The organism is Paenibacillus tepidiphilus, from assembly GCF_008635795.1.
GTDB classification, from domain to species: Bacteria; Bacillota; Bacilli; order Paenibacillales; family Paenibacillaceae; genus Paenibacillus_AQ; species Paenibacillus_AQ tepidiphilus.
In genome coordinates this window covers 155564-175680 of record NZ_VWRQ01000010.1, presented here as the reverse complement: position 1 = coordinate 175680, position 20117 = coordinate 155564, and the positions used below count along the sequence as shown (strand labels likewise).

At 53.4% G+C, this 20117-nt stretch carries 20 protein-coding genes and 1 other annotated feature; of the genes, 6 read left to right on the top strand and 14 right to left on the bottom strand.

What is annotated here, in order from left to right; all coding sequences use genetic code 11:
• Nucleotides 1-48: 48 nt before the first annotated feature.
• From F1379_RS14875 to F1379_RS30315, 7 genes are all read right to left on the bottom strand, one after another.
• On the bottom strand, nucleotides 49-636 hold the full coding sequence (locus F1379_RS14875) for a lysophospholipid acyltransferase family protein (protein WP_150271025.1): 588 nt from the start codon (nucleotides 634-636) through the stop codon (nucleotides 49-51).
• Nucleotides 633-1343, bottom strand: a complete 711-nt coding sequence (gene cmk, locus F1379_RS14870; protein WP_150271022.1) for a (d)CMP kinase — start codon at nucleotides 1341-1343, stop codon at nucleotides 633-635. Before cmk ends, F1379_RS14875 begins: the two co-directional genes overlap by 4 nt.
• Nucleotides 1344-1487: 144 nt before the next feature.
• Nucleotides 1488-2141: a flagellar brake protein gene (locus tag F1379_RS14865; protein ID WP_203457100.1), complete on the bottom strand. Its 654-nt coding sequence runs from the start codon at nucleotides 2139-2141 to the stop codon at nucleotides 1488-1490.
• Nucleotides 2142-2331: 190 nt separating this feature from the next.
• Entirely contained in the window at nucleotides 2332-3690 is a 1359-nt protein-coding gene (gene ypeB, locus F1379_RS14860; protein ID WP_150271018.1) for a germination protein YpeB, read from the bottom strand.
• Nucleotides 3691-4026: 336 nt separating this feature from the next.
• On the bottom strand, nucleotides 4027-4722 hold the full coding sequence (gene prsW, locus F1379_RS14850) for a glutamic-type intramembrane protease PrsW (protein ID WP_150271014.1): 696 nt from the start codon (nucleotides 4720-4722) through the stop codon (nucleotides 4027-4029).
• A gap of 119 nt (nucleotides 4723-4841) precedes the next feature.
• Nucleotides 4842-5456, bottom strand: coding sequence for a genetic competence negative regulator (locus F1379_RS14845; protein ID WP_150271012.1), 615 nt, complete (start codon nucleotides 5454-5456; stop codon nucleotides 4842-4844).
• A gap of 220 nt (nucleotides 5457-5676) precedes the next feature.
• On the bottom strand, nucleotides 5677-6045 hold the full coding sequence (locus tag F1379_RS30315; RefSeq protein ID WP_150271010.1) for a hypothetical protein: 369 nt from the start codon (nucleotides 6043-6045) through the stop codon (nucleotides 5677-5679).
• An 85-nt stretch (nucleotides 6046-6130) separates the two neighbouring features.
• Between F1379_RS30315 and F1379_RS14835 the strand changes: the two genes are divergently transcribed.
• Nucleotides 6131-7081 (top strand): polysaccharide deacetylase family protein, encoded by a 951-nt coding sequence (locus F1379_RS14835; RefSeq protein ID WP_420850504.1) that lies wholly within the window; start codon nucleotides 6131-6133, stop codon nucleotides 7079-7081.
• 97 nt (nucleotides 7082-7178) lie between these two features.
• Here F1379_RS14835 and F1379_RS14830 read toward each other — a convergent pair whose 3' ends face one another.
• The 3 genes from F1379_RS14830 to F1379_RS14820 form a co-directional block, all read right to left on the bottom strand.
• Complete coding sequence (locus F1379_RS14830) at nucleotides 7179-7943, bottom strand: metallophosphoesterase (RefSeq protein ID WP_162551172.1); 765 nt, start codon at nucleotides 7941-7943, stop codon at nucleotides 7179-7181.
• 62 nt (nucleotides 7944-8005) lie between these two features.
• Nucleotides 8006-8365 carry a hypothetical protein gene (locus tag F1379_RS14825; RefSeq protein ID WP_150271004.1) on the bottom strand — a complete coding sequence of 120 codons (360 nt, stop codon included), beginning with the start codon at nucleotides 8363-8365 and terminating at the stop codon, nucleotides 8006-8008.
• Nucleotides 8362-8955 (bottom strand): CPBP family glutamic-type intramembrane protease, encoded by a 594-nt coding sequence (locus F1379_RS14820; protein WP_150271002.1) that lies wholly within the window; start codon nucleotides 8953-8955, stop codon nucleotides 8362-8364. The genes F1379_RS14825 and F1379_RS14820 overlap by 4 nt, the downstream gene beginning before the upstream one ends.
• A gap of 75 nt (nucleotides 8956-9030) precedes the next feature.
• Here F1379_RS14820 and F1379_RS14815 point away from each other — a divergent pair, with 75 nt between their 5' ends.
• Together F1379_RS14815 and serA are read left to right on the top strand one after the other, a co-directional pair.
• Nucleotides 9031-9936: a hypothetical protein gene (locus F1379_RS14815; RefSeq protein WP_150271000.1), complete on the top strand. Its 906-nt coding sequence runs from the start codon at nucleotides 9031-9033 to the stop codon at nucleotides 9934-9936.
• A gap of 120 nt (nucleotides 9937-10056) precedes the next feature.
• Nucleotides 10057-10285, top strand: a binding site (T-box leader).
• A gap of 212 nt (nucleotides 10286-10497) precedes the next feature.
• A complete protein-coding gene (gene serA, locus F1379_RS14810; protein ID WP_150270998.1) occupies nucleotides 10498-12087 on the top strand; it encodes a phosphoglycerate dehydrogenase in 1590 nt (529 codons plus the stop codon).
• 120 nt (nucleotides 12088-12207) lie between these two features.
• On the opposite strand, the gene F1379_RS14805 is transcribed toward serA, so the two are convergent.
• Nucleotides 12208-13053 carry an SDR family NAD(P)-dependent oxidoreductase gene (locus F1379_RS14805; RefSeq protein ID WP_150270996.1) on the bottom strand — a complete coding sequence of 282 codons (846 nt, stop codon included), beginning with the start codon at nucleotides 13051-13053 and terminating at the stop codon, nucleotides 12208-12210.
• A 135-nt stretch (nucleotides 13054-13188) separates the two neighbouring features.
• On the opposite strand from F1379_RS14805, the gene F1379_RS14800 reads away from it, so the two are divergent.
• The 3 genes from F1379_RS14800 to F1379_RS14790 all read left to right on the top strand — a co-directional run bounded on the left by F1379_RS14800 (nucleotide 13189) and on the right by F1379_RS14790 (nucleotide 16119).
• Nucleotides 13189-14145, top strand: a complete 957-nt coding sequence (locus tag F1379_RS14800; protein WP_150270994.1) for a helix-turn-helix transcriptional regulator — start codon at nucleotides 13189-13191, stop codon at nucleotides 14143-14145.
• A gap of 122 nt (nucleotides 14146-14267) precedes the next feature.
• The gene (locus F1379_RS14795) at nucleotides 14268-15518 is read left to right on the top strand and encodes a methyl-accepting chemotaxis protein (RefSeq protein WP_150270991.1); all 1251 of its coding nucleotides are present in this window, start codon (nucleotides 14268-14270) and stop codon (nucleotides 15516-15518) included.
• 250 nt (nucleotides 15519-15768) lie between these two features.
• Complete coding sequence (locus F1379_RS14790) at nucleotides 15769-16119, top strand: hypothetical protein (RefSeq protein ID WP_150270989.1); 351 nt, start codon at nucleotides 15769-15771, stop codon at nucleotides 16117-16119.
• Between the two features lie 68 nt (nucleotides 16120-16187).
• Here the strand turns inward: F1379_RS14790 and glpK are convergent, their stop codons facing one another.
• The 3 genes from glpK to F1379_RS14775 all read right to left on the bottom strand — a co-directional run bounded on the left by glpK (nucleotide 16188) and on the right by F1379_RS14775 (nucleotide 19951).
• Nucleotides 16188-17687 (bottom strand): glycerol kinase GlpK, encoded by a 1500-nt coding sequence (gene glpK / locus F1379_RS14785; RefSeq protein ID WP_150270987.1) that lies wholly within the window; start codon nucleotides 17685-17687, stop codon nucleotides 16188-16190.
• A 107-nt stretch (nucleotides 17688-17794) separates the two neighbouring features.
• Nucleotides 17795-19234, bottom strand: coding sequence for an ATP-binding protein (locus tag F1379_RS14780; protein WP_150270985.1), 1440 nt, complete (start codon nucleotides 19232-19234; stop codon nucleotides 17795-17797).
• Nucleotides 19235-19951 carry a response regulator transcription factor gene (locus F1379_RS14775; protein WP_150270982.1) on the bottom strand — a complete coding sequence of 239 codons (717 nt, stop codon included), beginning with the start codon at nucleotides 19949-19951 and terminating at the stop codon, nucleotides 19235-19237.
• Between the last annotated feature and the right edge of the window lie 166 nt (nucleotides 19952-20117).

Below are 20117 nucleotides of genomic sequence, written 5' to 3'. Positions count from 1 at the left end.
GTTCCCAAAATATAGCGGATATGCCGTGCGAAGCAAGAAGAGCTGCGGTTAATTCACCGTCGGCTTTCCAGTCCTGGCCATCTCGTAAATGCGGCTCATAATGACATCGGTTACCGCTTCAAACGATTCGCTGCCCGCTCCCTCGAAAGCACTGAGGTCGACCGGCGCCCCGTAAATCACCGTCATCCGGCGAAAAGGCTTGTATGTCCCGACAATGGCTGCCGGAACAACCGCAGCGCCGCTGCGGAGAGCAAAGCTGGCCGCTCCCTTCTTGGCAATACCGGTATCCGAATTGCGCGTCCCTTCCGGGAAAATCCCCATGACATGTCCGCCGCGAAGCGTAGTCAGCGCCGTCTTGATCGACTCCTTGCTGACGCCCCCCCGTTTCACCGGGAATGCGCCCAGCTGCCTTACCAGCCAGCCTAACACTGGCACTTTGAACAGCTCGGCTTTGGCCATATATTTGACCTGGCGGTCCAGCTTGATCCCGACCGTCATCGGATCGAGATTGCTGATGTGATTGGCGCACAGCAGCACGCCGCCCTCCTGCGGCACATTGTCTTTGCCGACAATATGAAGCGGAAAGACAACGGCATAAATCATGCGGAGCAATCCGCGGCAAATAACATAAATCATGAATGATTTCTCTCCCCGTTTACGAAAGTTCTGCAGTGGGATACAATGGCTTCCACGACTTGATCGATATCCATCTTGGTCGTGTCCAGAAGAACGGCGTCTTCGGCACGTCGCAGCGGCGAAATCTCCCTTCCTTCATCCAGGCGATCGCGAGCGGCGATATCATGTTCAAGCTGCTGGAGAGTCACTGTTTCCGTATCTTTCAGTTCCTTGTAACGGCGGAGAGCCCGCTCTTCCACGCTGGCCGTCATGAAGATCTTCACTTCGGCATCAGGCAGCACGGTTGTCCCGATATCGCGGCCGTCCATGACCACACCCTTGCGCAGCGCCATCTGGCGTTGCAATTGGCTGAGCAAGGTTCTGACGCCCTCAATCTTCGAATACTGCGACACCTGGCCGCTGACCTGGAGACTGCGAATATGCGGAGTAGCGTCTTCCCCGTTAATCAGCACCCTCTGCACGTCTTCGCCCGGGATCAGCTCAATCTGCATTTCATGGACCATACGGTCCACTGTTGCATGCTCTTCACTCGGGATGCCTTCACGCAGCAGATACCAGGTAATGGCCCGGTACATGGCTCCCGTATCGACATAAATGTAAGACAGCTTGCGGGCTACCAATCGGGCTACAGTGCTCTTGCCTGCCCCGGCAGGACCGTCGATGGCGACGTTAATTCTGTCGTAAGTATGTGCACCCTGCCTATCCAACGGGGCATTCCTCCTCAAACACTAGGACTTGCTGATATTATCAAGAAAAAAGCAGGCATTGCCTGCGACTTATAAAATTATAGCACAGTTTAAAACGTTGTGCAAAATGAGAAGCGGCCAATCCCGCAAAAAATTGGCTGTATCCTACCGGTTGCGGAAATCAAATTGCCGTTCGAAGCAGTAACGGATAATCTTTTGCCGTTCGGAATCCGGAATGGCCGTGAATTTGAGCATCACCAGCTGGCGGCCGTTCTCCAGTTCCTTCAGCCGCACAACCTCCCCTTCAAATGGTACATGCTCAGCGCTTCCGTTGCGGAAGGGCAGCAGGAGCCAGCAGTTCAGCTTATCCCCGACAGATGGTTTGACCTTGGCGTCGCTCAGGAAGGACACGCCGCCGCCGCCCAGATCGTCGGTACGCACCAGATAACGGCCGCCCATCGCGTCTTTGAGGGCCAGCTCAAGCTCGGCGTTCACACGGAAGAAGCTGCGCCGCTGGACCTTGAAGATGGATTCTTCAGCCGGCTTGCGCACCCGGACCATTTTGATTACATCATCTTTAAATCCGAGAACATGGGTCGTAAAGTAATTCTTGATGCCGCCTTCGCTCATAAAATAAACCGACAGTTCATCCCCGATGAACAGCTTCTTGAGCCTGCCGCCGGATTCCTGCATAGGAATATCAATCAGGAAGCTTTCGTCTTCCATTTCGGCAATTCTCGATCTATATAACGTATCCGCTTCAGCAGCATCGCTTGAAGCGACATGTATGTATAGATACTCGTTGATTTTTGGATACAAGCATGTCACCGCCACAGTGTTATTAATAATCAGACATTATTCATAATCAATCAACATTATAGCATGGCCGTTTGCACCCTGTGTGAGAAAAAACATGCCTGAGCGAAAGAAAAAGCCCCTCCCCTGCTCACAAGCAGGGAAAGGGCCTTGCTGCCGTTATAATTTAAGCTCTGCTGCCGCAGAGCAGGCTTTATTTATCCTGTGCGCCCGAAGATGTGCGGATCTCTTCCACCGCTTCTTCAATGCCTTCGGCCGCATTCAGATAGATACGGTACTGCGAGCCGTTGATTCTGCCGCCGAATTCGTAGGTCAGAACCTCCTGGGCATCCTCATTTTCAATCCAGGCGAGCCGGTTGTACCGCTCCTTGAACTCCGGATTCAACAGTTTTCTCGCCTCGGCCAGTGAAAGCGCGGGCTTCGGAATTACCCGCTCCTCCTGATGTTCACGGGCATAGTCACTGGCCTGAAAGCCCGTCGTCTCTCCATTGTCCAGCCCTACCCGAACCGTAACCTTCTCGGGATAGATCAGCACACCGTCCCGGCTGGTCACAAACGTAAAGTTGCCCATGTTGTCATAGCGGTCCGCACTGACTGCCGTCATGTCCGGAAAGCCTTTTTGCTCCAGAAACTGCTCCGCCTTCGAAGTCGCCTGCTTCATTGACACTTGAGCCGGGCCGACTTCACGGTTGTCGTTGTAGGAGATGAGCAGACCGCCCTCTACCGTAAAGTCCATACTGACCGCCGGCTTGCCGCCGGAAGGGTTGACCACTGCCGTATATGAGGCCCACTCGGTATTTTTCCCGTTCTCGATGATTTCTACCTCCGCATCTCCGCCGGCATCGGCGAACTTCAATGCTTTGGCCCGGATTTCTTCCGCCGTCACCGGCTTGCCGCCGAGCTTCTTGACAGAACGTTTATCGTAGATGCTGGCGACCGAAGGGCCCCAATCCAGCTCGGGATAAGCCGCGACCCGTTTGTCCACCGTCTTGAACCCGTCGATAATGGTATTGTCCTCGGCCTTCTCTTCGGTGGCCAGCGCCGTTTCCACATCCATCCAGCGCAGCTTGTTGCTAATGACCTTGTTCTGCACATCCTGCAGGTCTTTGGAGATTTCTCCCGAGTCCTTATACAGCACCTTCAGGTTATTCATTTCGGCTTCTGTCAGCGGCTTCTTCGTGAAATCGCGCACGGCCGCCTTATACGAGAAGTTGGCGATTTTGGAGAGGAATTCCTCCGTATCACTGAAAGGCAGCAGAGTGAGCGGCAGCTGATTGATTTCGTTCTGGGCTTCGCTGGTCAGCCGCCATACATTAACAAGCCCTTTGCGGTGTACCCCCGTGGATGCGGAACTTACCGCAAGCGTGTTGCCGAGCTCCCCATGGAGCCGTTCCACATGATAGGACAAATCGTGAAAAGCCCGCTGATACTGGTTCTCCGCCTTAAGCAGAATCGAGTTTTTTTCCTGGTTCTCCTGATAACCCCATACCAACGCTCCGATCAGCAGCAGCGCGGTCAAGGGGAACATTATTGCGCTCAATCTTTTGTACATAGGGCTGCAAGACTCCTTCCATAGCTTATTGCCGTTAGTTTGACAATAACCTTGATGACTTATGCACCCGTTCCGCTGAAATCGTCAAGCCCTCGAAAGGAGGCTCGGGTCCTCTTCAACCCCGTTCCTCAATTAAGAATCCGCTGCTGCTGTTGCACAGACATTGTTTGAAGCCGGTCTGAATAACCCCTTGCTCCTTGTTGCCCCGTAATATGAAGCTTTCACCGCATTCTTTACAGACAATCCGTACTTTTACACGCAAAAAAGACACCTCGCTCCATTCAGGGATTCCCGCCTCGGCGGTATTGCCTTCAGGTACAAGTGTGTCCATTTGAGTTACAGGTTAACCTCTTCCTCACGCTTGAGCAGCTTGAACGGCGAGCGGTTGTTGGCCTGCGCCACCTTGCCCATGCCTCCGTACCACAGCAGAGCCATCAGCGGCACGATATACCAAATCCAGTAATTTGGTGAGGTGCTCAGGATAAAATCATAGATTCCGTGCCACAGCCACGGCAGAAGCAGGGATATGGCGAGACTCCCCTTCTTCCTGCCGGAGATGGAGAATTTGGCCCTGCCCATGTGGTAGCCCATAATGACGCCGAACATGGCATGCCCCGAGACCGGGAGCAAGGCCCGCATGATCATCGAGCCGATGGAAGCGTGGCTGTACCAGGCATACATGACGTTCTCCAGTGTTGCAAAACCGAGCGAAATCGCTACGGCGTATAGTATTCCATCATATGGCTCGTCAAATTCGGTATGATTGTAGATCATATGGTACAGCACAAACCATTTGAGCGCTTCCTCCACACCGGCGGAGACCAGAAAGGAATCGGTGAAGACGCCCCCGCCCAAGCCCAGAGTCAGGCCTCTCTGGATAATCACAACCGGAAACACGATTAAGAGGCCGAGTAAAAATACCTTGACCACCATATGCAGCGGCTCCTGATCGTACTTGTCTTTTAAATAGAAGAAGATCAGCAGCGCAAGTCCCGGTGCCACTGCCGATGTAATAACCGATAACAAAAGCACCGAATAACCTCCCTGACTGATGGTGAAGCGTGAACGACTAAGGCGGCCTTCCGTTTCAGGATGACCGCCCGTCAATTCCCTTCTTGAAGGAAGCGGAAATCACTTCCCTGCTCCCGGTATTATTGCTGGCGTTTAAAATGAGTGCATAATGTCTCTACCGCATCCGCCGGCATGACCGTCTTCCCGTATTCATCCAGCACAGCTTCCGTAACCGGCGAAGACTCCCCGTATTCGGCCAGGACTGCGACCAGACCGGCAAGTGCCGCGTCGTCATATTCCTTGGGATCGAAGTAGAGGTACCATTTATTATTATAAGAATACAGCTTCCCTTGGGAAGTAATGCTGCCGTTCAGAACATGGGCTGCTTCAACCAGAACCTCGAAATCGTGAAAAGCATACACGACAGAGTCACTTTGTTCCAGAGTAACTTCCATTTCGTAAATTTCTTCAGGCAGCTCTTCTTCCCCGGATGCACCGTACTGTTGGTGATCATATTTCCCCCGGGTCACAATTACGACCATACCTTGCGCGGGCAATGCGAACACTTCCACGGCAAGCGGACCAGTAGCGTCAAAACCGAGTTCACTGTATGCCTGGTCCATCATTTCCGTAAAGAGGTCATGCACCTTGGGAACTTCCTGCCACATGTCTTCCTTCTGGATGCCCCGCTCGCTCAGGTCGTCAAAAGTGAGGAAAATCCGTATCTTATCTTGACTTAATCGCTCTATTCTCATGACAGGATCCTCCTTTTGCAAGCTCATTTAATATTAATGTATGATGAGTCCCGAGTAATGAGCCAAAAATGGTTACTATGTATGTATGTTATCATTTTGGCGCTGCAATTGCACGTAAATAAATATAATTCGTCACCCATTTATTACACCCTTCAGATAAAAAAAGAATCATTTTGCGGACAGAACATCCACAAAATGATTCTGCGGCTGCATTTTGCGGTTACAAACCCGGTATCGTGGTATGGGTTTCTTTGAGAATTTTCTCCACCTCATGCTTTACATCGGGGTTGCTTCGGATGAAATCCTTCAGCATGCGGAGGTTGGATTCTTTGGACTGAAGCGTAGATTCAGACTTATGCTCGGTTTCCGCTGACGCTGTCGTGCTGTGTGACCCGGAGCTGCCTGTCGCCGTGCTGCCAAATCCGGTGCCGGCCATGCCGAGAATCTTGTCTTTCGCTTTCTCGCCGGCACCCTGGCCTGCTCCATTTGGTGAAAGCAGTGCCGACATCATCGAGCCGCGTTTTCTGGAAATCATCGTGCTTGCGACTGCGCCCAGCACTACGCCGCACAGAAATGACGAAGTGTTCATAACTCTAACCTCCTTGTATGGTAAAATCATGCTTAGTGTTGGCGGAAAGATTCCGGCTCATACCAAAAGACAACAAGAAAGCGGGATGAAAAAGTTGGGTAAAGTTGCAACATTACTGCTCCTGTCCGCTGTCATGCTAACGGCCTGCAGCGGGAACAATAACGGGCCGGCTGCACCGGCCGGGGCTTCTCAGCCGGCCGTACAATCAGCAAGTCCGGCGCCGGATACGCAGGCTGCCGCCTCCGCTCCGCCGGCCAGCCCGGCAGCCACTGCTGCAGCCGCAGCCGGGGACGCCGTTGTAACGGCTACGCCAGCTGCACAGGGCGAAGCTTCTTCCGCAGCGCCAAGCACGGAAGCCACTGTAAGCACAGCGCCAGATACGGCTGAAGTACCTGTGCTTTACCGCATGAACAAGAACTATGATATTGTACCGATTGCGGAAGGTACGAACAAGAAAGTAGTCCTTCTTACCTTCGACGATGGCCCGAAGGATGCGGCAATGATCAATTCCCTGTTCGATACGCTCGATAAACACCAGGCCAAGGCCATTTTCTTCGTCAACGGCTACCGGGTGAAGGAGAATCCGGATCTGCTCAAGCTGATTCATACCCGCGGCGGTATTATCGGCAACCACAGCTGGGATCACATCGTGCTGAAGGACAAGTCTTATGAAGAAGTGAAGCAGCAGATTGAGGATGTTCAGGCAATCGTTAAAGAAGTGACCGGCGAGACCGTAGCCTTCTTCCGTCCCCCGCACGGCACGGGCGGCGATGTCGGCAAGAAGGTATCGGCAGAGAACAAGCTGCTCTACATGACCTGGTCTGTGGGATCGCTGGACTGGGAAATGAAGGAGTCGGAAAGCGGCAAGACCGAGAAGCTGATCGCCAACGTCACCGATCAGCTCCATTCCGGCAGTAACATTCTGATGCACGAGCTTCCTTGGACTGTCGAGGCGCTCGATCAGCTGTTAACCACGCTGGAAGGCAAAGGATATTCCTTCGTCGATCCGCGCAGCATTGAGATTCCAGCACCTTGAGCTTGACCGGACAAAACATAAAGCAGCGATTCTCCTGTAGAGGCAGAATCGCTGCTTTTTACTTGCTTCTTCTGAACTTGTTCCGGCCGACTTCGTTCTAGCACTGCACTTCAGCAGGCCTGCGGAGGGTTAGCACATGCAGCTCCGGAGGGCTGCCCCAGCGCAGCGGGAGATGCGAGGTGCCGAAGCCGCGGCTGATCAGCAGCCGAACCTGCGGCTCCCCTCCTTCGGAGCGGGGAATAAAGTATGTACCCGCGCTGTATTCGCGGTAAAACGGCTCTACATGTCTTCGTCCAAGCAGCGGCAGAACGACCTGGCCGCCATGCGTATGGCCTGCAAGCACCAGATCGGCAGGAATGTCAGACCGCTGCGACAACCACAGCGGATCATGCACCAGAATGATCCGGAATATATCCGCAGGCAGCTCCGGCAAAGGAGCATACGCCTTGACTCCTCCTGTCCGGGGAAAGTCGACGCCGGTCAAGGCGAGCTGATCGCCGCCACGCTGCAATATCCGGTTCTCATCCAGCAGCAGATCGATTCCATGGCCGCGCAGTACATTATCGACCAGTGCAATACCGGCTTTATAATCATGGTTGCCGTGAACAGCGTAAACCGGCGCCAGCGAGGATACAAGGGCTACATTGCCGATGAGCCGTGTTACAGGATTGCCTCTTTCCGTCATGTCTCCGCCCAGAAAGACAGTATCAACACTGCCTTTCAAAGCCATGAGCTGCCCCTGCGGGAGCTTCCGGCTGTGGATATCGGTAATCAGCAGAATGCGAAATCCGTCAAAACCGGCCGGCAAGCCGGGCAAGGATATTTCCTCGGCAATAATGCGGGTCGAAAACGCTTGTTTCACCATCGCCAGCAGTATCACGGCAAGTATTAACACGACCAAAAGCATGGTATATAAAACCGGGCTCACCATAATGTATCCAGCGCCGGAGCGCCTTTCCAGCCCCACCAGAACAGCGAAGCGAGCAGCGCCACGAACATAACGATCAGTGTGTTAACGAAAATTTTGCTAAGCCGGACCCGCTCCATCCGGTGTATTTTGGTGCGCGAAGGCGTATCTGCCCCTTCCTCCGTGCCTTTCGTCATACGCTTGCCACCGGTGCCGGAATGTCGGTCTTTTCTGGACAAGGTGACCTGCGTCCGGTGACTGACTCCCTCCGTTCCTTCAGAGGCGGACATCTTAACTGCAGGCGCTCCGGCTTCGCGCTGCGCGGTGTCCGGCTTGCTTCTGCGCCGGGATTTGACCCGGCTTAGCTCCTCACTCATGTCTCCCTCCTGTAGCGGATCACCAGACCTGAGAACAGGTCGATGAAGAAATGGCATAATATCGGAGCCCAAAGCGTTCCGGAATGAATGTATATATACCCCAGCCCGTAGCTGCTCAGGAAAACCCAGCCTGTAGGAATCCAGTGCCGTAAGTAACGGACATGAATGACAGCGAAGAGGATGCTGGTCCAATAGGGGCCGATGGAGTGCTGAATCGCACCGCGGAACAGCAGTTCCTCGCAGACGGCAACCACAGCGGCAATCAGCAGGATATGCCAGAAAGGCCGGCGCTTAAACAGCATCTCATTAATTCCGCCGTCATCCATGCTTTCCTCAGGTATAATATGGGTCAGAATAAAATCAACGAGGAGCATTACAGCGGCTAATCCAAGGCCCCAGTACAAAAAATTTGTGTTGTGTGGAAATTTTAATACTTCGAATGGGTTTCTATTCTGAAATAATATCCATATCAAACCGATAATTAAAGTAAGGCCCTGCGTAATGTAGAGATTCAGCAGAAGCAGCTTGTCTGTCAACTGCTGCGGATCAGCCTTTTTTACTTTAATGTTGCCTAATTTGAATTTTTTCATCGCAACCTGCCTGTTCTATAATGTATTTACAACATTAATACATAGATTATTTCACTTGAAGAAGGAGCACGAATGATGAGCAGCCGCAACTCCCGCACACAAATGTTGTACACATTAGGTTTTCTGTTTTTTCTCATTTCGGCGTTTGCCGCATTCTTTACAGGCGTAAAGGTTGGGGCAGATAAGACGGAGGCCAAGTATGCTCATCTGACCGCCAAGGAGACCACCGAAGAATTCTCCGGTTCATATCAGCAGCAGGACCTCGTTACATTCTATCATAACGTATTTTTGCCGTATCGGGAATTCAAGCTCAGCTGGAACGAAGAGGTGGACAAGCTCTCCCGCAGCACCGATTCGCGCGAGAATGCGGCAACGCTGAAGAATCTGGGCATCCTGGCCGACAAGCAGTACGAGAAGGTCACACAGGACTCCGTCTTCAGCGGCTCGCCGCTGCTGCATGAAGCCCAGCTCAATATTCTCAAGAGCCTCACTCTATTCTCACAGGCTTCGGGCAAAGTTTCGTCAGGAGGGGCCGGATCGCAGATCGCTAAGCAGCTAAACGGTGACAAGTTCACGGTCAGTGCAGCGAAATTCGGCCTGCTCGCCCAGAAGAATTTCTATGATTCCATGCTGAAATGGGGATCAAAGGTCAACGGCAAAATTCCGGCACAGCTGGGTGAGCTGAAGACACTGAGCTTTGTGCAATGGAAGAAGATGCCTTTGCTGCAGAAGAATGCGGCAGTCTCAGACATTATGCTCAACCGCAGTATATTTGCCGGCTATGATCCCCAGGATATTACGGCCAAGATTGACGATATGATCTATTCGGGAACGGCGAGCTCGCTTTCGCTGAAGGATGTACAATCCTGCCTGAATTTGTTGACCTCGACCGATGCGGTCCAGGAGGCGGATTTCATGAAATGGCGCGAGCAATATTACGCCAAGGAAACCCTGCCGGAGCTGCCGTTCTTCAACGAGTAGAGCCGGTTATTCATCATAACGAATATTGCAGCCGACTTCAAGGCGGGACGGGATGAATAATCCTATTGACACATCTGGCACCGCCATGTTACATTATGAAAAATTAATCAAGCAAAACATTAAAAACCGATGATGGAACAAAGATACTGGAAGCCTTCAGAGAGCCGGTGGATGGTGCAAACCGGCGGTTGAAAGTTGTCTTTAGCGCTCCTGAGGTGTTGTATCGAACTTGTAGTAGATACATTCGGTTCACTCCGTTACCAGTGTGGCCCATTTGCTGGGTCAATGAGGCTGCATCTTTACAGATGCAGTGAATTAGGGTGGTACCACGACAACTCTCGTCCCTTACTACGGCAGTAGTATGGGGTTCGGGAGTTTTTTTGTTGCCCTGGTACAGCCGCCCGGCGGGCATGAACCCAGCGCAGGCGTATTTGCGTATCGTCTTTCTTTTATGCGACACCGCGTTGCAACGTTATTTCAGTCTAATGCAGGTACTGCGGACGCCCTTTCCAGGCATCCTTTCAATAATCAGCTTTCCAATCATAAGGAGGAATTGAAATCATGTTCAAAGTTTTAGTATCGGATCCAATCAGCGATATGGGCATTCAGCAGTTAGTGGACGCCAGCGACGTTACTGTGGACAAGAAAACCGGACTCAGCGAAGAAGAACTGATTGCCATCATTGGAGAATATGACGCCCTGCTCGTCCGCAGTCAGACTACGGTTACGGAGAAAATTATCGCGGCCGGCACCAACTTGAAGGTCATCGGCCGAGCAGGTGTCGGTGTCGACAATATCAAGCTGGAAGCCGCCACACAGCGCGGGGTCGTTGTCATCAATGCCCCGGACGGCAACACGATTACCACCTGTGAGCATGCTTTTGCCATGATGATGGCGCTTGCCCGTCATATCCCGCAGGCTTATGCCAAGACGATTGCAGGGGTTTGGGATAAGAAATCCTTCTTGGGTGTGGAATTGCGCGGCAAAACCCTCGGCGTACTGGGAATGGGCCGGATCGGCAGCGAGGTGGCCAAACGGGCCAAGGCCTTCGGTATGGATATCCTGGCCTATGACCCGTTCCTGACGGAGGATCGTGCCGGAAAGCTCGAAGTGAAGCTCGCTTCGGTAGACGATATTGTACGCGGCGCCGACTTCATTACCGTTCATACACCGCTCACGGCTGAGACGCGCCATATGATTTCCCGCCCGCAATTCGAAGTAATGAAAAAAGGCATGCGCATCGTCAACTGTGCACGCGGCGGCGTTATCGACGAAATGGCACTGGTTGAAGCGATTGACAGCGGCATTGTTGCCGGAGCAGCCTTCGACGTATTCGAGAAAGAGCCGCCGCAGGCGGATCACCCGTTCCTCTCCCATCCGAAAATTATCGTCACCCCGCATCTGGGTGCTTCTACTGTGGAAGCCCAGGAGAATGTCGCGATCGACGTATCGGAGCAGGTGCTGCATATCCTGCGCAACGAACCGTTCATCAATGCCGTCAACATCCCGCCGGTTGCAGCAAGTGTAATGAATAAGCTTCAGCCATACTTCACGCTCGGCGAGAAGCTGGGAAGCTTCGCAACGCAGCTGACGCATGGCGCGTTCACCGAGATTTTCGTGGAATATGCCGGCGATCTGTCCGATGTGGACACCCAGCCGCTCACCCGTTACATCGTTAAGGGTGTTCTCTCCCGCCATTTCGGCGGCGATGTCAACATTGTCAATTCGATGCATCTGGCCAAGACGCGCGACATCAATGTCGTGGTAACGAAATCGCCGAAGACCAAGGGCTTTACCAACCTGATTACAGTGACACTGAAGAGCGACAACCAGGAATACCTCGTGGCAGGAACCTTGCTGCAGGGCTATGGCGAACGGATTGTGCAGGTTAACAAATTCCCGGTTGATATTGCTCCGGAAGGCCACCAAATTCTGATTTCCCATAACGATAAACCGGGGATCATCGGGTTCGTGGGCACATTGTTCGGCGAGAACGGCGTCAATATCGCTTCGATGCAGGTAGGACGTAAGATTGTGGGCGGCGCCGCCATTATGCTGCTGACCGTCGACAAGGAAGTTCCGCAGGACGTCCTGGTGAAGCTGGCAGGACTGCCGGAAATCAACTCCGCCGAAGAGATTGTGCTTCTGTAAGTAACCGAAACAGCATTACTGCAAATCAAAAAAATGTATCCCAAACAACAAGCAACGCTCATTTGGAAGCCGGCCCGGGGCCGGCTTTCTGAATGAGCGTTCTTCTTGTACCTTGAATCATCAATGGTCCTGAACCTCGAAGACCGGCACTCTGCGCCCGTCTACATCGGTGAAGCCGTAATGTTCTGCCAGCCGGGCTACCTGCTGGGGAACACCGGTCATCTCCATGATTCCCGGATCAGCTGCCAGATGGACAACTGCCTTGCCGATATAGGCGGTCGATTCACTGTTCTTCAGCTCGGCCACCTCCTGCCAATGTTCCTCGTCAGTCTGCAGACTCTCCAGCACCAATTCGGTGCGCATCCAGCCGGGCGAGAGCGCAATGACGGCAATGCCGTCCGCGGCCAGCTCCACGGACAATCCGTAGGCCATTCGCACCAGAGCATTTTTGGACAGATCATAGAAGAAATTGCCGATATATTTGTAATGATCCCAGTAGGTGGTGTGAATAATGACACCTCCGGAGCCGCTCCTAAGCAGTAAGGGGATCGCGTAATAATTGGTCATGAGCTGCGCCCTGACTCCGCCCTGAAACATATAATCCCAATGCTGCGGCGGCTGTTCCCACATAGGCTTAAGGTCTATAGGCAGAGTATTGCCTCCCCAGGCATTGTTTACCAGAATGTCAAGCTGCCCATGCTCCGCTTCAATAATGGCTACTGCCTTCTGCGTATCCTCGTCGACGTTGTGGTCGCAGCGGATGGCTCGCCCCTTGCCGCCCAACTGGCGAATTACTTCCACTACGGTATCAACCGTCTCGGGACGCTGTCCCGCTTCCGGGATTCCGCTGCTTCTTCCGGTAATGTAGACGTACGCTCCGGCTTTGGCCAATTCAAGCGCAATTCCCCGCCCTGCCCCCCGGCTCCCGCCTGTAACCAGCGCAACTTTACCTTGCAGACTATTCATCAACACAGCTCCTCTCTACTGATAGATGGGTTTGTTTCTTTTCTCATTGTAAACATTAAATAAGACATCCATTGACATATATTTAAGGTAAACTGAAATAAACTGTCTATTCATCAGAAACCGGGAGGAATATTTGTGCGTGCAGACCGCTTGATCACGATAATGCTGCTACTGCAAAAGCGGGGCAGGATGACTACAAGAGAATTGGCTGTGTCCCTGGAGGTATCCGGGCGGACAGTTGTCCGCGATATGGAGGCGCTGAGCGCCGCCGGCATTCCGGTCTTCGCGGAAAGAGGCCGCGCCGGCGGCTGGAGCTTCAGCGAGGGGTACCGCAACTCCCTGACAGGCATGAAGCCGAAGGAACTGGGCTCCCTGCTGCTTTCGGCCGATCCGGCCATTTTAAAGGCACTAGGTATGGAAGAAGACTTCTCCGCTGCAGCACGGAAAGTGGAGGCGGCCGCTTCCAGACTCGGCGGGCATTCCATTGAAAATTTCAGCCAGCGCATCCACATTGACGGGGAAGGGTGGCATCCGACAGGCGAGGCTTTCCCCTGCCTCTCCCTGCTTCAACAGGCCATGTGGCAGAACCGCAAAGTTGAGATGATCTATAAGAGCGGTGAACAAAGCGAGCCCCGCCTGATTGCTCCCCTTGGCCTGATTGCCAAGCGGGGCGTCTGGTATGCCGCCGCTGAGCATGCCGGTACGGTTAAATCATTCCGTGTCTCGAGAATTTCGGAGGCTTGGCTGAGTGATGAATATTTCGAGCGCCCCGGGCATTTCGATCTTGCAGCCTATTGGCAGGAATCGAACCGGGCCTTTCGCGCCACCCTCCCGCGCTATTCTGCGGAACTGCTCGTTGCGGACAGTGCCTGGAAGCAGCTTCAGCAAGAACGCTATGTAAAACTGCTGGACCACAGCCCTTCCTCCCGGCAAGGATGGCAGCAGGTTCAGGCCGAGTTCAACACCCCGGAGTCCGCCCTCCGTATTATTCTCTCCCTGGGTTCCGGCATCCGTGCTACCGGGCCCCGGGAGCTTGTGGAGCAGGTCATATCAGCAGTCAGAGAAATGACGCTATTATATGAAGAAAAATGATACAAAACGTTCACTCTTAGAAGGCAAATAAGAATTATGTCAGTTCTTGCAATAGACCAAATTCCCTATATAACCTATAATATTACCAGATACAACCACATAATTTTTAGGGGGAACCTACCATGGACTGGATGAGCAAACTTCCGTTGAAGCAAAGAATTATTACGGGATGTTACCTGGTCGCCGCTTTATTCTTTATCCCTGCATTGATTGCCTTCATCATTATGGGCAAATTTATCGTCGGGGTTATTCTGATGGTGGTACTGGCGGCGCTGACTTACCCACTGGCGCGCTTTATTGAGAGAACGCTTACATCTTCATTTGACGACATCTCTAACGTTACCCACACGATTGCCAAAGGCGATTTCACTGCCCGCGCCGACGAATCCGGCTCCATGGGTGATATCAGCCGCTCCTTCAACACTATGATTGACAAATTGAAAAAGATTCTGACCGAGGCCTCGCAGATCACCCGCCAGGTCATGGACGCGAGCCGGGGCATTGAAGACAAGAATCAGAACCTGAAGATCGTGATGGCGCAGGTCTCTTCCTCCTCCAATGAGCTGGCACTGGGTGCCAACGAAATTTCGGTGGATATCGCCGGTATGACCGACTCCATTAAAGACATTGAAACCAAGGTGAGCAATTATACCAGCTCCACCAAAGAAATGGACAAGCGGTCCAAGCACATGCTGGAGCTGGTGGAGAAGGGCCGGCAATCAGTCGATACACAGGCCGAAGGCATGCGCAAGAACATTGAAGCCACACAGAAGGTAGCCGATACCATTGAGGCCTTATCGCAAAATGCGCGCGGCATTACAATGATCGCCAAGACGATCACGGAAATCGCCGAGCAGACAAATCTGCTCTCGCTGAATGCCTCCATTGAAGCGGCGCGTGCCGGAGAGCATGGCCGGGGGTTTGCAGTGGTAGCCCAGGAAGTGCGCAAGCTCGCCGAAGAATCTACCGCTTCAGTCAAAGAAGTGTTCACTCTCGTGCGCAGTATCGAAACCGACATCAAACAAGCCATTTCCAATATTGCAATCAATGAAGAAGTGGTTCAGCTGCAAAATCAGATGATCATTGAGAATGCCCATATTTTCTCGCAAATTGTGCACAGCGTTCAATACATAACCGAGCAAATCGCTTCCTTCTCTTCCGAAAGCGACCTGATGCTGGAAAGTGCCCTCAAGATCTCCAGCGCGATCGAGAACATCTCGGCGATTACGCAGGAGACGGCGGCCGGGACAGAACAGGTATCTGCAGCGATGAATGAGCAAATCCACGCGCTCCAATCGGTTGCTGAAGAGACGGAGAAGATGACCAGCGCTGTATTCCAGCTGCAAAAGACGATTCATATCTTCAAATTCTGATGTCACTGCTTACGCTACAGCTGCAGCCCCTTCCCGCTTTAGGTGACCACCTTGCGGAGAGGGGTTGTTTTGTGACAAATTCATACAGCTTTCGACCAGCCGATTGCCAACAAAAGGAGAAGCGGGTTATACTGGACTTGAATATACATCCTTTTTGTGTAATTATATGGTGAAATATGCTTTAAAAGGATAAATATAAGAGGCAGAGCCCTTGCTCTGTCCAGCGAAGCGTAAGGAGTGTGTTTTGAGCGTGGGAAATTTTATCTTGCACACCGATGATATACATAAGCAAATCCGTATTGAGCTTGTAGGAACATTCTCCGAAGAGGAAGGACTTCTATCCATGCAGAGCTATCAGCAGGTCATAAATCCGCTGGATCCCGCTGAATACGAGCTGCAAATCGATTGCACGAAGCTGAATGTGACGGCGCCTGATGTAGTGCATTTGCTGGAAAGCTGCTTTCTCATGTTCAAGAATGACGGCTTCACCAGGATCGTTCTTACCTTGGAGCATAACCCGATTCTGAAAATGCAGCTTTCCCGTCTCGGACGAAAGGCAGGATTGGAGAACTTGACTATCCAATCCACGGTACAAGCCTAGCCATAAATGCAGCGGCGGAAGCTATACCGATGAGGCTTCCGCCGTACAAGTTCACTCCTGCTGTCTCCCTATAGTTGTGTTCCCCGTTCATGCTTTTCCCAACCCATCGTGCGTTCCACCGCGTCTTTCCATACCCCGTAGCGCTGTTCCCGTTCAGCTTCGGCCATTTGCGGAAGGAAGCTTGTCTCAGCCTGATTGATATTCCGCAGCTCCGCTCTGCTCCACAGGCCTATATTAAGGCCGGCCAGCAGCGCAGCACCAAGCGCCGTGGTTTCGGCATAGGCTGTCCGCGTCACCTCACTGCCCAGAATATCCGCCTGAAATTGCATCAGCAGGTCGTTGCGCACAGCGCCCCCGTCTACGCGCAAATCCTTCAGCGGCATGCCGGCATCCTTCTCCATCGCTCCGATAACATCGCGGGACTGAAAAGCAAGGGACTCCAGCGTCGCCCGGGCCAGATGGCCGGCCGTCGTCCCCCGGGTCAGTCCGAACACCGCTCCACGGGCATACATATCCCAGTACGGCGCCCCAAGGCCGGTGAAGGCCGGAACGACAACAACGCCGTCGCTGTCCTCCACTTCGCGCGCCTTCAGTTCCGATTCCGCCGGGCTACCGATGAGCCCCAGGCCTTCCTCCAGCCACTGTACTGCGGCTCCGGCAACAAATACGCTGCCTTCCAGCGCATAGTAGAGCTCTTCGCCCATTCCCCAAGCGATTGTCGTCAGCAGCCCGTGGCTGGAAGCCACCGCTTCGGAACCGGTGTTCATCAGAATGAAGCAGCCTGTTCCATAGGTATTCTTCGCGCTGCCCGGTTCCAGGCAGGTATGGCCGAAGAGCGCAGCCTGCTGATCGCCGAGTACCGAGCGAATGGGGATTTCCGCGCCGAACCACTGTGCCTCGGCCACACCGAAATCGCTGCCGGACATCTGCACTTCCGGCAGAATACAGCGGGGAATGTTGAGCTCACGGATCAATTCCTCATCCCACCGGTGCTCATAGAGGTTATACAGCATCGTACGCGAAGCATTCGTTACGTCTGTGGCGTGTACCTTGCCTCCGGTCAGCTTCCAGATCAGCCAGCTGTCAACTGTTCCGGCCAGCAGCTCGCCCTGCTCCGCCCGTGTACGTGCGCCCGGCACATGATCCAGTATCCAGGCCAGCTTGGTAGCGGAGAAGTACGCATCCACAACCAGTCCCGTCCTTGCGGCTATCTCCTTGTCCCAGCCGCTACGCTTGAGTTCTTCGCAATGCTCCGCTGTACGGCGATCCTGCCATACGATGGCGGGGTAGATCGGCTCTCCGCTTACACGGTCCCAGATTAACGCCGTTTCCCGCTGGTTCGTAATTCCGATGGCCGCAATCGCCTCCGGCACGATGCAGCTCCTGCCGACTGCGTCCCGGGCAGCAGACAGCTGGGTCTGCCAGATCTGCTCCGGATCATGCTCCACCCAGCCCGGCCGGGGGAAGGATTGCCTGATCTCGTATTGCCCCTGTGCGATGATCCGGGCTTCGCTATCAAACAATATAGCCCGCGAACTGGTGGTGCCTTGGTCCAAAGATAAAATCATAGTGAGCTCCTCCCAGGTAGATGTTCCACGGTGAACAAGATTAATGTGGTCCTTTCAACAAAAAGCACCTCTGCTCTCAGAGGCGCTGTCAATCCTTGAAATCTGTTTTACTGTTTTTCGACAGGAAGCCGCAGAATGAAGGTTGTCCCCTCTCCAAGCTTGCTGGCCGCCGAAATCTGGCCGTGATGGGCCTCGACGATATTCTTGACGATGGCCAGGCCGAGTCCGGTTCCTCCGGACTCTCCCCGTACCCGGGCTTTATCCGCCTTGTAGAACCGTTCGAAGATAAACGGCAAATCCTCCGGCGCGATACCCGCCCCTTCATCGCGGATCTTAATCTCCAGATAACGCCGGCCTTCCAGCACGGTAAAGCCGGTAAGAATGGAGATATGCTTGTCCGCGGCGGTGTGACGGAAGGCGTTGTCCAGCAGATTGGTCAGCACCTGTTCAAGCTTGTCCTGGTCTGCAGCCTTCAGCACAAGCGGACCGCTGGACTTATCCAGCTCCAGCAGAATCCCCCGCTCCTTGGCCCGCACGGAGAATTTGCGGTACATCCGCTCCAGCAGCTCCTCCATGTCGACCTGCTCCTGCTTCATATCGGTATGTCCTGCTTCCATACGGGCCAGATCCAGGAGATCCTTGACCAGCCGGCCCATACGCAGCGACTCGTCATGAATGACCTGCACCAGTTCGGCACTTTCTTCCGGAGAAGAAGCCATCCCGTCCAGCAGCGCTTCGCTGTAGCCTTGCATCATGGACAGCGGTGTACGGATCTCATGCGAGACATTCGCCACGAAGTCGGTGCGCATCTTCTCCAGCCGTACCTCCTCTGTCACATCGCGCAGCACCGCCACGGCGCCGCGGATGCTGTCTTCGGCAAGTAGCGGTGCCATATGCACTGACCAGACACCCTGCCGTACATGGACGTTGGAGCGCTGGTCGCCGCCCTGGCTCAGGGTGCTGTAAAAGACCGGCCGCAGCGGCGGCGGCACCTCACTGGCGAGCTGCCCCTGCGGCAGAAGCTCCGCTTCGCTGGCCTCCTCAAGTGCAACATCGCTCCACGCCTTAAGCAAGGTCTGTCCGTGCGGATTCGTCAGAATGACACGCCCGGCGGTATCGAAGGTGATTACGGCGTCACTCATGCTGCGCAGAACACTGGAGAGATGGGCCTTCTCATGGTTCAGGCTGCGGATATTCTCCTCCAGCTCAGCAGCCATATGGTTGAAGGAGGTCGCCAATTGGCCAATTTCATCGCTGGTCTTCAGGTTCAGTCTTGTTCCATATTGACCCCTGCGGATATTGTTGGCCGCTTCAATAAGACGCTGCATAGGCTGGGTAATCTTGGTGATTAGGAACAACGCAAAGAACGTTGTCAAAGAGAAACCGATCATACAAGCATACAAGAACAATCGTTTGATTTCTGCGGAATTGGCGAAATTGCTGTCGATAAAGGGGAGCAGGAACAGCCCGACCGTCATGATCACAAAGCCAACGAGGCAAAAGATCGTAAGCCACAGCTTGCCGACAAGACTTCTCCAGAAGCTCACTTATTTAGGCACCTCTAGCTTATAGCCGACGCCCCAGACCGTAGTAATCATCGCCGCCGACTCCGGCGAGACCTTGTTCAGCTTCTCGCGCAGCCGTTTGACATGGGTATCGACCGTACGCAAATCGCCGAAGAATTCATAATTCCAGACATCCTTAAGCAGCTCTTCCCGCGAAAATACCTTGTCCGGTGAAATCGCCAGATAATGCAGCAGCTCATATTCCTTCGGAGTCAGGCTGACTTCCTGTCCGCCGGCGGTTACACGGTGGGCATCATGCTCAATCACCAGATGCGGGAACACAATATTGTTGCTGGAATTGCTCTCTTTGGACAAAAAGGCTGTCGCCGAAGAGCGGCGCAGGATCGCCTTAACCCGGTAGATCACCTCACGCGGGCTGAACGGTTTCACGACATAATCGTCCGCACCCATCTCAAAGCCCTGAACCCGGTTGATTTCCTCACCTTTGGCCGTCAGCATCAGCACCGGCGTGGACTTCACGCCCCGCAGCCGGGTAAGCACCTCAATGCCGTCGATTCCCGGCAGCATAACATCCAGCAGAATAAGACCATAATCATTGGCCGTTGCTTTGCGCAGAGCGATTTCGCCGTCTTCCGCTTCGTCGATTTCGTAGCCTTCTTTTTCAAGATACATTTTCAGCAGGCGGCGAATGCGCTCCTCGTCATCCACCACCAGAATTCTGTTCAAATGCTCTGCCATTTCACAACAACCCCTTCATCAAATACAGTAGAACGTTACCCATAATCCTTTGCCGCGTTAAAAAATATAGATTTGCTTAGTCCGTCACCGCATTCTAATGAAGCCCGGAGATAATCAACTTAAGGCGCGGGCCAAGGTGAATTTCACGCAAGAAAGCCGAGTACGG